The following is a 14,954-nucleotide window of genomic DNA, read 5'->3' as shown; positions in this document are numbered from 1 at the left end:
TGCATCTACTTCCACAGGTATTCGAACTCGGTGAAGGCGAGCTTCGCGTCGAAGTTCGTGAGATTGTCGCGGACGTCGAGGATCATGCACTCGGCCTCACCACCGTTGGCAATGCCGCGCAGGCCGCGACCGATCATCTGCTGGTACAGATTCGCGCTGTACACCGGCCGCGCGATGACTACTGCACGAGTCGCAGGCGCATCGAATCCTTGTGACAGCACGCCGTAGTTGGTAATCACGCGGATCCGTTGCTGCCGGAATTCGTCGACTCGCCGACGCCGGTCGGCAGGAGCCGTCATGGCATCGATCGACACAGAGCGAATGCCGATGTCCTGAAGTCGTGCAGCCAGAACTTTGGCGTGGTCGACCGATGTCGCGAAAACAAGCACAGGCCAGTCCGACGGCAGTTTGGCAATCTCTGTCAGCAACATGTCGTTGCGGCCCTCGTGATCAGCCAGTTTGCGTTCGGCGCTCTTAGGCAGCACGCCCGCCGTGGCGAAGTTCGCGACCGAATTCCTCATCTCGCGGAGCTCTGCATCGTCCAGCTCGATGTCGGGGCCGGTGAGTTCGCGGTGCTCGACTTTGGCAAGGATCCCCTGCCGCTGAAGCGCAGTGATCGGATTCGTGTCTCCGAAGACACCGTGATCGAGGCGGAAGTCACCGAAACGCTGTGCCAGGAGCCGGGTTCGTTCGGCATCGTTGCGGAACGGGGTGGCAGACAGGCCGAGGAGATGACGTGAGGTCGAAGAGTGGGTGAGCCCCATCTGACGCAGGATGTCGGTGTATCGCGGGGAGCCAGCACCGTGCGCCTCGTCGACGATCACCAGAGCGGGGTTCCGCAGCCACGCGTACTCGTCATCGGACAGGTTCTTTCCGAGCTTCGCATCGGTCGCCACGACGAGGTGTGTCCGGTCATAGACCGGAGTGGAGGAGTTCGAGCTCCAGAACCTGTCTATAACAAGCGGTTGAGCGGGCCCCACCTTTTCCCACACAAAGCTCCAGGACTGTACCGCCTGCTCGCACAACTCTTCGGTCTGCGCGATCCACAGAATCGGCCCTCGCGGTGCACCCGCTTCACGCACCCACCGGATGACCCCTTCCGCGGTGACGCGGGTCTTTCCCGCGCCGGTAGGCAGACTCAACATGCCGCGACGTGGCGTCGGCGACCTCAGCATCTGTACCAGCTTTTCTGCGATTGTTTCCTGATACTGATGCAGTGCGGGGAAATCCCTCGGGCCATTGACCGTGGCTCTCGGATCCATCTTGGGTGTGTCGGACCCGGCGAAATCAACCGCGATTCCGAAGCTTGCGACGAATTTCCGTGCTCTGTCGCTCCCGTTGAACGTCGGGCAGTCCGGGATCCACGCAATTTCCTTTGCGTAGGTTTTGAGCACCAGGTCGTCGAATGCGTTCAGGGCCAACTGCGCCATGCGATCGACATTCCCAGGTTCGCCTTCTTCCACCAATCCAGCAGGCAGACGGGCGAGCAGCTGCTCCCGAGTGAGCATCAGAGCAAGTTTGGCCGCCATGGTCGGCGCTTCCTTGATCGCCTTAATCCGCAATCGGGTCGCTTCATCGGTTGCTCGCCGCTTCTGCTCGGCGATGATCTGGCGGCACCCCTCTCGACCGAGGCCGAGTTCGAGTTCGGCATCCACGAGATCGAGCGTCTCCGACGAATCGACTCCCTCAGGCACCAACACAGCGGATTCTTCTCGTGCCGAACACAGTTCGAGTGTCCGTGCCCCTTTGGGGGTGCGGATCACCTGCTCGAGCTCCTCGCAACGCTGGAGGGTGACCCCACGAACCTTGGCACCGAATCGCTGCCGCAACAGCGGATACTCGTCGACCAACGCAGTCGGAGCTCCCGCGGGCACAAACCGGACTGTGCGCTCGATTACTTCGGAGACCCGTCGCATACCCCAATCGGCGATCATCGCCGCAGCTTGCTCAGCATCTTCCGGATGATCGACAAGCAGCGCCGGGTGGCCTTCCTCGATGAGGTCCTGAAACTCGGCTTGCGTCGTGGCGACAGCGATCTCGCTGTCGGTGAGACTTGTCCAGCCGTCCGCAGTCAAACAGCGCACGTCACTCTCCGCTGCGACGAGGTCGTACGCGACACGCATCAACAATGCGTAGCTGCGTCCGACGAATGCAGAATTCTCGCTCGTCCGCACAGCGTCCAGAAGTTTCGCCCACAGCGCGGTTGGCACTTCCGCGATCTGGTTCGGCATTCGCAGTTTCACAGCTTTGGCATCGCTGATCTCGGCGACGGGAAGGACTGCGGCAAAGTCCTTCAAACCGGGCCCGAGTGCGTTGCGGACTCTGTGTAATCCCTGCGACGTACGGACGAACCCTTCCTCGGTCAACAACCATCGGATGGGTGATATCACCTGAGCACGTGTGTTGGACTGCTTGCCGATCTGCCGTGTCCAGGTCTCGGTAATGTCAGAGTCTGCGGTTCGTTCCAGGAACGCGGCCCGCCCCTCTGGGGACAGTCGTTTGAACAAGTTCAACGGGCCTGCGGTCGGGCCGCCGTTGAACACCAGGGTCCGCGACTGAACTTTGGGCGCGGTCGGCGGTAGCGCTGCGCAGTACTCTGCGTACATTGCGTCCCGATATCCTTCGAACCATCCGTCCGATGTCGGATCGTATCCGGAGCCTGGCCGATCTGGAACACCGAAATTCATCAAGATCGATCGATCATTCGCATGAAACCTCATGTCCACGGTCAGTGCGGCGTCGCGCGAACCATCCGCTGGCACAATCAGTCCGGGAAGAATCAGGCTCTTGATCGGAACGAACTTGCCCTCCATGTTCAAGGCGTGCAGGACAGCCGAAACGTCTGCAACCCGTTTGCGGATCTCGTGCGCCTGAGCTGCACCGCCGGACTCGTTGAGCAGTTCCCAGAACCGCATCCAGTCGTCGTGCCCGTAGCCGGCGAAGCCCTGATCCAGGACGCTGTAGAACCGTCCCTCGGTATCGGCTTCGCGCACGCCGAGCTCAGTAAGCGATGCCGCGATAGCCGGATCGTTTGCCAGATCCGCATGTACGTAGACCATGTCATCGCGAAGTCCATCGTTTGTAGTTCGACGAAAAACGGTGCCGACGATTGGAGCTACGAATCTCCCATCCTCTGTCAACAGAATCCTGGCCCGCCGAAGCTCCGACGCCGCCTGAATGTACTTGGAACCGGTGAACTCGTTCCGCAGCAGATGCACTAGCAATCGAATCGCCGCTGCGGATGCCTCGACGGTGCGATCCTCCACTAGCGCTTCAACCCAAGCACGCGGTGATGCCGGACCTTCATGCTTGGATTCATTGAGAATGTGAGAGACCTTGCCGCGACGAGAGTTCGGCCCCTCGACTGAATGATGCACCCAGTCCCGGGGGCGACCCGAATAGGAGGCCCACAACTCGAGTGCCCTGGTCGTGACTGGTGCCTCGGGATGAATGCGCAAGGCATGGGGCACGCGCAGCGTGCCGTCCTGGTCAGGAAGCGAAGGGTTCGATGCCGTCAGCTTCCAGACCTGTTCGGTCAGCTCCCTGCATGCCCAATTTGGTGATTCCTTCGCGCGGCCAGGAAGCAACGGCAAGTATGCGCCCGGATCATCAACGGGTGTCAGCTCTTCCAGGGATCCGACAATGAGTCGGGCGGCGACCCGCATCAGTTCTCTGTTGAGTTCGCTGCTATCCAGAAGATTCTGGCGGTCCTCGTTGGTCTTCCACGCCGAGTTCAGGGCACCGCTCAACGTCGTCGGGTACTTGGTCGGAAAGAACGACCAGAACACACCACGATCGTTCGGCACAAGCAGGTAGCCCGATTCGGTCGATCTCGTGTATTCAGGTACAGCCCAAGATACTTCGATTGTGGCGCGATCATGGAGTTCACCCGCCCGTCCCCGTGCTGCGTCACTCACCTCATGTGGTGTCGAAAAGACCCGGAAGGTTTCCGATGTCGAGCGTGCTCCCGCGCGCGACTGGTGAATGACCCGCCGGTCCCCCTTGATCTCGATCGCGATATCACGTCGAACGTGCGGCATCTCGGTGCGGTCGACGAGAGACAGCTTTCCTACGTGCGGCGAGAACAGCTGAAACAGATGAGGGAACTCCCGAGATGCTCCCACATCACCCGTTTTCCGATGGTGAATGTCGCGGGAAAGCTGTTCGGCTGCACCCGGTTCCAGGGGCAAACGAACAACTGTCGTCGCCCACCCCAGAAGCTCGTCGAGGATGCGGTCGTTGCGGCGTTCGGAAACGGGGTCGAGTGCCCGCGCCAATCGAAGCACCGGCGTCTCCCCGACGGCGCCCAACGGCGCCGAACCTTCCATAGCGCGTACTTCATTCACAGCACGCAAAATCTCTGACGCGGCCCAGTCTGCATCGAAGCCGAACGAGCCTGTCTTGCTGAAGAACTGCGGAGTCCGAGTCACGGACAGGACCGACTTCACGCCCACACCGAAACGGCCGATCTGGCCCCCACGCTTCTTCGACACACCCATTCGCAGGATCGTGTCGACCCCAGCAGCAGTCATCGGCGAACCTTCGTTCGCGCAATAGAGGTAGTCGGTACTCAGTACTACATCGATTCGGCCACTTGCGAACTCCGGCGCACGCAATTCATCCGCAGCGTTCTGAACAAGCTCGAATATCTGGCGATCCCCGTAGCCACCCTGATGGATGCGTCGTTCGCCGTTGGCATCCTCCTCGATGCGGGCGGGGTTCACCTGATAGGTCCGCAGCGCGAGTCGACTCAACTCGTCTACCTTCGCCAGTACATCCAGCTCAGTCCGCGTCATCTCACTCATCCCCTCGGCCTTCGGTCGAGGCCGGTCCATTCTGTGACCATTTCTCCGAGATCTGGGCGCTGCCCCGCCAATGGTCTTGCAGCGCAACCGATGCAGTCGCATCTTGTCTTGGGCTGATGGGGTGCACTCGGTCCTGCTGGACCAGCCGCCGAGCCAGTCGCTCGCCGGGTCTATCGGTCTGCCCTGCCTGCGGATGAACCCCCACCGATGAAGGACCCGAACACCTCGCGGGGCGATTGATCAGATCACTCACCGGCTACTCCCACCTGTACATACCATTTGGTCGACGATAGGAGGTTTAACTCCCCGCGTTGTGGGTAACAGTATCGGCTCGGTACGACCAGTTGGAAGGGAGTTCGAGAGTTGTTACCCGGTCGATGAGGGCTATCGGCGGGCAACCTCGATTCGCTACACCCTCAGCCGAAGAGCAGGCCAACTCGCTGCATGTGGTCGAGCGGGGCCGAGTCGCGGGTGTCGAGCCAGGGACGATCGACGACCTTCGTGGCTTCCTCGTGGCTCACTTGACTACCCAACGCGGCCGAAAGCACGTGCAACGCCAACACCGGGGGTATGGCGTTGCCGATCTGCTGTGCGATGTCGCCGCCCGACCACGGGTAGTCGAGCGGGAAGGTCTGGAGGCGGCCTGCCTCGCCAGGAGTGAATCGTGGGCAGGGGAAGCCGCTGGAATCGACGATCTGGTTGCGGGACACCTTCCCGGTGACCGTTGCCGACGGCTCGCTCGACCGCCGACGGCCACGGGCCTTCGGGTTGCCGCCGGTGCCGTAGTTGGAAATCACCTCGAAGTCGTAGCCGCGACTCAGAGCGTCACCCATCGTCTCCCAAGCCAACTCGTCGGGCTTGCCCACGGCACGGTCGACGCCCTTGCGGTACGGCCGGTGCGTGACCTTCGGGAATCTGTATTCATCCGCTCGAACTGCTATAAGGATCGCCCGCCTGCGTGTCTGCGGAACTCCGAACTGCTCGGTTCGCACCACTTGGGCCTTCGCTTTGTAGCCGATGCCCTCCAGCAGAACCCCCATGCGCTCCCAAATCGGCAGCACAGCCGGAACTTGTTCCAAGACAATGACTTTGTACGGGCTTCCGCTTCGAAAAGCTTCGAGCGCCCAACGCAACGGTTCCACGACGAGGCCGGTCCGTTCGTCTTCGAGCTTGGCAAGTTCGTCCGCCACGGGAATGCCCGCTCCCATCCGGTCGACAAAACTCAGCACTTCGTCCAGCGCCTTCCGACCTGCCCCGGAGCCCGCGACCGTGAAGGTCTGGCATGGCGGTCCGCCGGTGAGAATCCACGCTCCCGGCACGTCCTTCGGTCCGAAGTCACGGACATCGTGGGGACGATCGTTGAGCCCGGCAGCCGCCCTGGTCGCGCACGCGTTGCGGTCCCACTCGAAGCCGTACACGTCCAATCCCAACCATCGGGCGGCGACATCGAGGCCCCCCGGCCCGGCGAAAAGGTCGACCATGTCCGCTCGGCGTGGCAGCGGCAACTCGCGGTCGGTGGGCATGACGCGAGATCTTAGTCGGCGCGGGGTTCGGCGGACTACCGACCGTTAACGGGCTGAGAGGGCTGTCCTCAATGCGACTCCCAGCGAATACGCGAACGGCGGTGGGGTGGCGTTGCCCACCTGCCGATACCTGGCTGTCTTTCGACCCGCAAATGTCCAGTACGGCGGAAAACCCTGCAGCGCGGCGACCTGGTCGACGGTGAGTTTCAGCATGTGGTCAACGCCGAGCGACGGATCCCAGACGAAGTCGGCCGAGGGGACATCGTCGGCGAGTGCACGCCCATTGACCCCGAACTTCGCCCACGCGCGAACCGAACCTTGCGGACCCAGATCCCCGCCACCTCGATCCCACGACCCTCCTACGATCGTCGGCGAAATCCCATGGGCCATGGTTGCCCAATCCGCAGCCTGCGGCCATCCGCGTGCGCCCATCGATCCCCGCAGGACCGATCCGACTGTCAGACCTGGGGCGGGCGGGATTGGACACAGATTCGCGGTGAAGGTATCGGTTGCGCCGTCGCGGAGCGCGACCATGACCGCGTACTCACGGTGCTGCGGCACCCCGAAGTCGCACGCGTCGACGAGCAGCCAGCAGTACTCGTACCCGGCATCCTCGAGATGCTTGGCCACGCGGGTGCGACTCGACGCATATTCGTCCCGTTTCAGCAAGTCAGGAACGTTTTCGATCAGCAACGCACGCGGACGCAATTCCACGGTCAACCGCGCGGTCGTCTCGAACAGTTCCAGTTCCCAGCTACTACCCCGGGGACGTGAGGCGGTCGCTGCCGACTTCACCCGCGGCAACCCTGCGGCCAGTACGTCGATGTCACGGTGTGCCGGAAGGTCGTGTCTGGGTTCGAACCGGAGCAGGTCCTTTTGCAGCACATTCCAGGTGGGACGGTTCGCCCGTAAGGTTTCGCAGGCTACGTCACGGTTGTCGAGTAGAAGTATCGGATCGAACCCGGCTTGCTCCAGCCCGAGCGCTAGTCCCCCTGCACCGGCACACAACTCGATCGAGGTAAGGCGATCGCTTCGGCGCAGGTCGCGCACATCGCGATCCGGCTCAGCCCGCATGTATGCCCCCTCGCTGCCACAGTGACCGCAACTCGACCAAGAATAGCGGCCGACGACCTACAACGCCGGCACGTTATCGCCGACCTTCAGCCCTTCACCCATTCCCAGCGAGTTCTTCGTGAGCGTGGGTTACATGTATTTGGACAACCCTTTTCATTGCCACACACAGCAATTCACGGAAATGCTGTCCAACGTGCAGGGTAAGGCGCATCCTCGAAGTGCTAGGACTGTGTATTGGGGAGCTCGTATGACCATCCGTCGTGGGGATGATGAGGGTGGGTCGGCGGGGTTGCCTGCTTTGCAGCGGTTGCCGGTGCGGGAGGCCAGGGATTTGTTCGAGCTGGTCAGGGCGGCGGGGGCGTTCGAGGCGGCGACTATGGACAGGTCGATCGACTCGTTGGTGGGGGCGTTGCCTCGGCCGTTGCGGCGGGTGGCCAAGAAGATCATGTTCGGTGGGCGATGACGGATCTGACTACGCGGGCGCAGTTGATTCTGTTGGCGCGGACGTTGCATGTGCATCCGCAGCGGGTGCATCATCTGCGGTATCTGGGGGCGGCGCGGTTGCACGAGTTGCAGGCGCAGGTGTCGGCCGTGTTGTTCGATCAGCACGCGACGACGTTTCGGCGGATCAGTGCGCTGGTGCCGTACATTCCGCTGACGATTTCGATTCCGTTGGTGCAGAAGCTGGTTCCGCCGATGATGACCGGGCGGGCGGCGGGGGCTGTGGGGGTCGAGCATCCGCAGAAGGCTGTGGAGACGTTGGCGATGCTGGACACGAGCTACGCGGCGGATTGTGCCCCGTATCTGGATCCTCGGGCGATCGCGCAGCTGGCCGATCAGGCGCCCGCGCGGCCGGTGGTGCGGATCGTCAACGAGTTGTTGCGGCGGCGTGACTATGTGACGGCAGGGCCGTTCCTGTCCTGTGCGACAACCGAATTGATCGCGGCGGTCGAGGCCGGGGTGGGTGACGATGCGGGGCTGATCTACTCGGCGGCGTACTCGTTCGATGCCGAAGTGTTGAGTGCTGTTGTGCGCCAGCTACTCGACGGGCCGCATCACCGGATCCCGCGCATGCTGCAGACGGTGCTCAACGGGCCGCCAGGGTTGCAACATGCGGCGCTGTCGGTGTTTTCGCGTTGCGAGGACGACGTGGTGCGCCGTGTGGGCGACGTGCTGTTCGGCAATGCCCAGCCTGCAGACGTCACCAAGCTGGTACGGAACGCGCTGACAGTGGGTGCCGTCCCCGAATTCCTCACGCTGGTAGGGCATCTGACACCGCTCGGGTTGTGGTCGCTGGTCGGCAACCGGGTGTTCGACGAGCCGGGCGTCGGCGCGCGAGTGGTGTCGATGTTGGAACACCGCGACGATGTCGAGAGTTGGCGTGGGCTGTTCACCTTGGCTTCGCGCATGGACGAGCGGGCCAGGAACGAGGTCGGCAATACGCTGGCGGCACTGTCGGATACAGCGGTCGCGGAGCTGCCCGCCCGGGCGACCGAAACCGGGTGCTGGCCCGCGCTACTCGATCTCGTCGCCGCGTCGGGGCCCGAGGCGCAGAATCGTTTCGGGAAGGTGTGGGGCGGGCTGGGACCGGAGCGGCGCGCCCGGCTGCACCGGTGCATCACCGAGCATCGGTACGACAGCAGGCTCGCGGAGATCACGGCGATGGTGGAACCGGTGGAAGTGGATCAGTTGTTCTTCGAACGGCGGCGGACGCAGCGGCATCGGGGGTGAGCGCGATGCGTGGCGCGACAGCGCGACGGGTATGAGTCAGAGTGTTGGCAGCCGACTCGAGGAGGACCCTGATGTATCCCGCGCCAGTCCAACGACCGCCCAGCGGCGGGACGGCGATCGTCGCCGGGATATCGGCGCTGGTCGGCGGGCTCCTCGGAGTCGTCGGGATGATCGCCGCGATGGTGCGGATGGTGACGTCGGACTACCCGATGTTCGCGTGGGGGTACGCGCCCGCGTGGGTTTCCATCGTCTCGGCAGTGTTGTTGGTGGTCGACGTCGTGGCGGCGGTGCTGCTGTTGATCGGTGCGATCATGCTGTTCCGGCGTGGGAAGTCCGGGCCGACGATGGTGGCGTTGGGCTGCGCGGGGGTCATCGGCGCCTACGTGGCCGGGGTGATCACCTCCGTCGCGCAGTTCGGGCACTTCGATATTGGCAGCCGTATCTTCCGTGAGGTGGTGTTCGGGCAGTCGGCCGTGAACTCGCTGCTCGGACCGCACGTCGATCTGCCGTGGTTCCTGCCGATCCTGCTGCTCGTGTTCCCCGCGGTGACGTTCCTGCTCGCTCTCCTGCCGTCGACACGAAAGTGGTGCAGACGAGGAAATCAGCGGCCGACTTGGGCACCAGCCGCGCCCCGGATGCCGTATCAGCACCCCGGCATGCCGCAGGCGCCCGGATACGCGCCACCACAGGCGCAGTGGGCTCCACAGGGACACCCGCAGGTGCCGCGGCCGCAGGACGGATACCGATAAGGAGCGCATTCCGGGTCCACCCCACTGAACATCGCGCGACAACGGCGACGAACTAGGCGAGAGTGGGTCCGAAGGCTTTCACCCGAGAGGATCTGCCCATGTTCGCCCGTTCTCCGCACCGCACCGCGATCCGGGTCGCCGTGATCGGTGCCCTCGTCGCCGCTCCCCTGGCCGGCGTGACCGCCCAGGCTTCGGCTGCGCCCGAGACACCCTCGCAGTCCATCGAATTCGTCGATCGGAACGGTCATCACGACAACGGCCTGCACCTCGGCCACCACCCGCTGCGAAAGCTGCTGCACCACCTGCTGCCGCACGGTGCCTTCGGCAGCGTGGACTGACCCACCGGGATCGGCCGTCTAGGGCGGCGATCCTGAGCCGTGGGACAGGACCTGCGATCCTCATGCCGTCCCGGCCCGGTCCGAATCTGTTGCGCGGACGAATCGAGATCCCCATCCACTCACGGCTGCAATGAGTTCCGGCGGTTCGATGATGGTGAACTCGGCCTCCACCCGGCCGAGGAGATAGGTGGGCCAGTCGAGGGAGTCGACGGTCTGCTCGACGCGGGTGCGGTTGCCCGGCAGAGGTGTGATGGTGCACCAGCGGCCCACCCGTGAGCGGACGTGCTCGGGAGGCGCTTCTATCTCGGCGACCACCGTGTAACCCGTTCGCGCACCGCCTATTCCGTTGCGAACGAAAGTGGCCGCATCGGGAGCGGGCAGCTCGCGAGAGCGGAAGTGGATGCCGGTGGCGTGGGAGTCGGTGAGGCGGTCCACGCGGAACGAGCGCCAATCGTGGCGGGTGAGGTCGTAGGCGACGAGGTACCAGCGGCGGCCGAGGGAGACCAGGCGGTGGGGTTCCACTTCGCGGGTGCTCGTCCGGCCGTCGGCGGCGGTGTAGGTGAAGGTGAGGCGCTCCTCCCGACGGCAGGTGAGGGCCAGGTCGGTGAGGACCGAGGGGTCGACGTCGGAGAGCGGGACGGCGTGCCAGCCGGCGGAAACGGTCATGGCGCGCAGGGCGTCGACGCGGCGGCGCAGCCGGGCGGGCAGAACGGTGCCGAGCTTGCCGAGAGCACGCACGGACGGTTCGGCAAGGCCGTCGCCTGCGCCTTCGGAGCCGGCCTGTAGACAGACGGTGATCGCGACGGCCTCGTCGTCGTCGAGCACCAGCGGGGGCATGGCCGCGCCCGCGGCCAGCTGATAGCCGCCCTCGATGCCGGGGCGAGCGTCCACGGGGTAGCCCAGGTCGCGCAGGCGGTCGATATCGCGGCGCAGGGTGCGTGGTGACACCTTCAGCCGCGCCGCGAGTTCGGTGCCCGGCCAGTAGCGGTGGGTCTGCAGCAACGACAGCAACCGCAGGGTGCGTGCACTGGTATCAGCCATATTTCCAGTATCCGTCCATTGCGGACAGAAACTGACCGCAATACCTTCTACCTTGGGATTCATGACCGAAACAGTGCTCGACACCGAACGCGCCGACCTCCTCGAGATGCTGGCCAAGCACCGCTACTTCCTGCGCAACACCACGCGCGACCTCAACGACGAACAGGCCGCGCTGCGCACCACCGTGAGCGAACTGTGCCTGGGTGGGCTCATCAAACACGTGGCCGCGGTGGAAGCGAACTGGGCGAAGTTCATCGTCGATGGCCCCGCGGCGGGCCCGAGTTTCGACTCGATGACCGAGGAGCAGCTCGCGGAATGGAGCAATGCCTTCCGCATGCTGCCGGGCGAGACGCTCGCGGGACTGCTCGCCGAATACGACCAGGTCGCGGCCCGCACCGATGAACTGGTGCGCACGCTGCCCGACCTGAACGCGACCCAGCCGCTGCCCGAGGCGCCCTGGTTCGAACCCGGTGGGCGGTGGAGCGCGCGACGCACGTTCATGCACATCATGACCGAGACCGCGCAGCACTCCGGCCACGCCGACATCATCCGGGAGGCCCTCGACGGGGCTAAGTCGATGGGCTGAGTTCGCTCAGCAACTCCTCGGCTGCCGCGCGATGCTCTTGCGCGGCAGCCGGATCGGTGTGGTCGAGGACTTCGGCGATGCCCTGGTTCGCTCGGGCCTGCTCGAACCGGTACCCGAGTCGTGGTGCGAGTTCGAGGGTTTCGTTGTACAGGCGTAGTGCCTCGTCGGAAAGCCCTGCCAGTCGGCATGTTTCGGCGTAACCGTTGAGGAAGTGGATCTTCCAGTGCGGTTCGAACAAGTCGTCGAGCAGGGCGAAGGCCTCGCGGTGGCTGTCGAGGGCCTCGTCGTAGCGGCCCATTTCCCGCAGGGCGACACCGCGACAGTTCAGGCACCACGCCTCGTTGTGTTTGTGACCGTCGGCGCGGGCGGCGGTCAGCGCGCTGTCCAGATGCCGCAGGGCCGCGTCGGGTTCGTCGGGGGCGATCGAGACGCCGAGGGCGATCCGGGCCTGCAGCGACGGCGGCTGGTCCGGGCCGTCGGCGGAGATGTCGAGCGCGCGTCTGGCCAGGTCGGCCGCCTCGTCGCGTTTGCCGAGCTGCAGCATCGCCCAGGCCTCGCCCGCGAGCGCGTCGGCGGCGCTCATCGGACAGCCGCTGCGCGTGTACAGGTCGTGGGCCTGGCGGAACAGTTCGAGCGGTTCGGTGACATCGCCTTCGTCCCAGCGCAATTGGGCGCAGCGCATGGTTAGTTCGGCGCGGGGCAGCAGGTCGCCCGCCTCGGCGACCAGTGGGGCGGCGGCGGCATAGGCGGCGGCCGCCTCGGCCATGCGGCCGGCGTTGTAGCGGGCGAATCCCAGATCGCTGTGGGCTTCGGCCAGCTGGCGCGGATCGCCGAGTTGCTGTGCGGCGCTGAGGGATTGCTCGAACAGGGCATTGAGGTGGGTGGTGCCGCAGCGCCGTGCGAAGAAGGTGCGCAGGAAGCGTGGCAGTTCGCAGACGTGCTCGTTGGCGCCGATCTCCACGGCGGCGTAGAACACCGCCATCAGATTGGTGTACTCGCTGACGAACCAGAAGAAGGCGACGTCACGATTCGGGAAGTGCGGCAACGCTTTCGGGGCGGGACCGGCCGACACGGGACGGGTCGGTGACAGGAACGGCATGGCGGCGTCGGCGGCGGCCGCGGTGTGCACGTAGTAGTCGAGGATGCGGCGCAGTGCCCGTTCGCGGTCGGCGTCGGTGTCGTGTTCGGCGCTTGCCTGACGGGCGTGCCTGCGCACCAGGTCGTGCAGCCGGTAGCGACCCTCGGCGGGTTGCTCCACGAGGTGGGCGTCGAGCAGGTCCTCGAGCATGTCGCGCGCGGCGCGCAACGGCACATCGGCCACCGCCGCGGCGACATAGTCGGTGAAGGTGGAGCCGGGCACCAGGCCGAGCAACCGGAACAGGCGACGCTGGTCGCGATTGAGCTGCCGCACCGACATGCCGAACGCGGTGTCGAATTCCGTTGCGCCCTCAGCCATTCGCTCGACCAGAATGCCCACCGACCAGCCGGGACGATGCCGCAACCTGGCCGCCGCGAGCCGCAGCGCCAAGGGCAGATTGCCGCACAGCCGCAGCACTTCCGCCGCCTGCTCGGGTTCCCTGGCCAGCCTGCCGTCGGGACCCCGCGAATCGCCGCTGGCGCGGGCGAGCAGCTCGGCGCTCTCCTCGGGGGTGAGCACGTCGAGGGTCACCGGCGGCACCTCGTCGAGTTCGAGCAGGCGGTTGCGGCTGGTGATGATGGCGACCGATTCGCCTGCGCCGGGCAGCAATTGGCTCACCTGGGCGGCGTCGGCGGCGTTGTCGAGCACGATCACCGCCCGCAATCCGGCCAGTTCCGAACGCCAGCACGCCGCGCGCAGTTCGACTCCGCCGTCCTGCGGCACCTTTTCCGACGGGACGCGCAGCGCCGAGAGCAGCGCGCGCACGGCGGCGTCGGGATCGAGGGGCTGACGGCCGTCGGTGAAGCCGTGCAGGTCGAGATACAGCTGGGCATCGGGGTATTCGGCGGTCAGCTGGTGTGCGGCGTGTACGGCCAGCGACGATTTGCCGACACCGGCCATGCCGTCGATGGCCACCACCCGGTTCGTTCGGACGGCGGCGAGCACCTCGGCCAGGGCTTCTTCGCGACCGGTGAAGTCGGGGACGTCGCGGGGCAGGTCGTTGCGTGGGGGGACGGCTTCGGGGGGCAGGTTGGGCGGGGCCACCTGGCGGCTCGTCTTGGGTGGGGCGGGCAGCGGGTTGTTGGCGCGCTCCCACAGCGGGCGCAGCGGGCGCGGGTCGCGTTTCACCAGGCGGCACAGTTCCAGCACGGCGGGCCACGGCGGCACGGTCTGCCCGTTGAGATAGCGCGACAGCGACGACGAACTCAGTCCCGTGTCGCGCGCCAGCGCCCGCACCCCGCGCCCGGAAAGCTCCTGGAGCATGCGCAGCCGCGCGGCCAGCTCGTCCTGCGGGTATGCCCGCTGTTGCACCACCACTGTTCCGCACTCCGTGTCCCGGTATGAAACGACAATTTTCCCGCCGGAAATCCGAAGGTCAGAGCCGTTTTCCACTGTCCCAGAGTGTCCCACAGACCTCGTTTCGAAGCACGCGGCGGGCTGTTATGGAGACACACCGCGAACAGCGGAAAGCAGCGAAACCGAGGAGAACATCATGCAGTCCCGTATGCAGAACCCCGCGATGATCCTGACCGGCGCGATGGGCCCGATCCAGGAGATCTTCGGCGCGATCAACAGCGGTGGCGTGGAGGGCGAGATCCTGGAGCTGGTGCACCTGCGGGTCAGCCAGATCAACGGCTGCAGCTCCTGCGTCGACGCGGGCACCAAGACCGCACGCAAAGCCGGTGTCAGCGAGGAGCGCCTCGCCACCGTCGTCGCCTGGCGGGAAACGCCCTACTTCAGCGACGAGGAACGCGCCGCACTGGAACTGGCCGAGGCCGCCACCCGGATGGCCGACCGCCCCGACGCCGTCACCGACGAGGTCTGGGACCACGCCGCCAGCTACTTCGACGAGCGCCAGCTCGCCGCCATCGTGCTGATGATCGGCATCACCAACATGTTCAACCGGCTCAACGCCACCACCCGCCAGATCGCCGGAGCCTGGGGCTGAGCCCCCTCACACCACCCGAAA

11 protein-coding genes are annotated in these 14,954 nt (G+C 65.0%); 6 read left to right on the top strand and 5 right to left on the bottom strand.

Features of this window, described 5'->3' with window-relative positions:
• Nucleotides 1-5: 5 nt before the first annotated feature.
• The 3 genes from AB0F86_RS00565 to AB0F86_RS00555 form a co-directional block, all read right to left on the bottom strand.
• Nucleotides 6-4,805 carry a DEAD/DEAH box helicase gene (locus AB0F86_RS00565; RefSeq protein ID WP_356986319.1) on the bottom strand — a complete coding sequence of 1,600 codons (4,800 nt, stop codon included), beginning with the start codon at nt 4,803-4,805 and terminating at the stop codon, nt 6-8.
• Nucleotides 4,806-5,221: 416 nt separating this feature from the next.
• Nucleotides 5,222-6,328, bottom strand: a complete 1,107-nt coding sequence (locus tag AB0F86_RS00560) for a DNA cytosine methyltransferase (protein ID WP_356986321.1) — start codon at nt 6,326-6,328, stop codon at nt 5,222-5,224.
• Nucleotides 6,329-6,373: 45 nt separating this feature from the next.
• Nucleotides 6,374-7,402 carry a DNA cytosine methyltransferase gene (locus AB0F86_RS00555; protein WP_356986323.1) on the bottom strand — a complete coding sequence of 343 codons (1,029 nt, stop codon included), beginning with the start codon at nt 7,400-7,402 and terminating at the stop codon, nt 6,374-6,376.
• 247 nt (nt 7,403-7,649) lie between these two features.
• Here AB0F86_RS00555 and AB0F86_RS00550 point away from each other — a divergent pair, with 247 nt between their 5' ends.
• The 4 genes from AB0F86_RS00550 (at nt 7,650) to AB0F86_RS00535 (ending at nt 10,220) form a co-directional block, all read left to right on the top strand.
• Nucleotides 7,650-7,865, top strand: a complete 216-nt coding sequence (locus tag AB0F86_RS00550) for a hypothetical protein (protein WP_067636840.1) — start codon at nt 7,650-7,652, stop codon at nt 7,863-7,865.
• Nucleotides 7,862-9,133: a hypothetical protein gene (locus AB0F86_RS00545; RefSeq protein ID WP_225279136.1), complete on the top strand. Its 1,272-nt coding sequence runs from the start codon at nt 7,862-7,864 to the stop codon at nt 9,131-9,133. The genes AB0F86_RS00550 and AB0F86_RS00545 overlap by 4 nt, the downstream gene beginning before the upstream one ends.
• A 71-nt stretch (nt 9,134-9,204) precedes the next feature.
• On the top strand, nt 9,205-9,882 hold the full coding sequence (locus AB0F86_RS00540) for a hypothetical protein (protein ID WP_356986325.1): 678 nt from the start codon (nt 9,205-9,207) through the stop codon (nt 9,880-9,882).
• Between the two features lie 98 nt (nt 9,883-9,980).
• Entirely contained in the window at nt 9,981-10,220 is a 240-nt protein-coding gene (locus AB0F86_RS00535; RefSeq protein ID WP_181698424.1) for a hypothetical protein, read from the top strand.
• Between the two features lie 60 nt (nt 10,221-10,280).
• Here AB0F86_RS00535 and AB0F86_RS00530 read toward each other — a convergent pair whose 3' ends face one another.
• Entirely contained in the window at nt 10,281-11,261 is a 981-nt protein-coding gene (locus AB0F86_RS00530; RefSeq protein WP_356986327.1) for a YafY family protein, read from the bottom strand.
• A 61-nt stretch (nt 11,262-11,322) separates the two neighbouring features.
• Between AB0F86_RS00530 and AB0F86_RS00525 the strand changes: the two genes are divergently transcribed.
• Nucleotides 11,323-11,847, top strand: coding sequence for a DinB family protein (locus tag AB0F86_RS00525; protein ID WP_181698422.1), 525 nt, complete (start codon nt 11,323-11,325; stop codon nt 11,845-11,847).
• On the opposite strand, the gene AB0F86_RS00520 is transcribed toward AB0F86_RS00525, so the two are convergent.
• Entirely contained in the window at nt 11,831-14,302 is a 2,472-nt protein-coding gene (locus AB0F86_RS00520; RefSeq protein ID WP_356986329.1) for a tetratricopeptide repeat protein, read from the bottom strand. The genes AB0F86_RS00525 and AB0F86_RS00520 overlap by 17 nt on opposite strands.
• A 175-nt stretch (nt 14,303-14,477) precedes the next feature.
• Here AB0F86_RS00520 and AB0F86_RS00515 point away from each other — a divergent pair, with 175 nt between their 5' ends.
• The gene (locus tag AB0F86_RS00515) at nt 14,478-14,933 is read left to right on the top strand and encodes a carboxymuconolactone decarboxylase family protein (RefSeq protein ID WP_181698420.1); all 456 of its coding nucleotides are present in this window, start codon (nt 14,478-14,480) and stop codon (nt 14,931-14,933) included.
• Nucleotides 14,934-14,954 lie beyond the last annotated feature (21 nt).

Source organism: Nocardia sp. NPDC023733, from assembly GCF_040639775.1.
Classification (GTDB): Bacteria; Actinomycetota; Actinomycetes; order Mycobacteriales; family Mycobacteriaceae; genus Nocardia; species Nocardia rosealba.
This window is presented reverse-complemented; position numbering and strand designations above follow the sequence as displayed.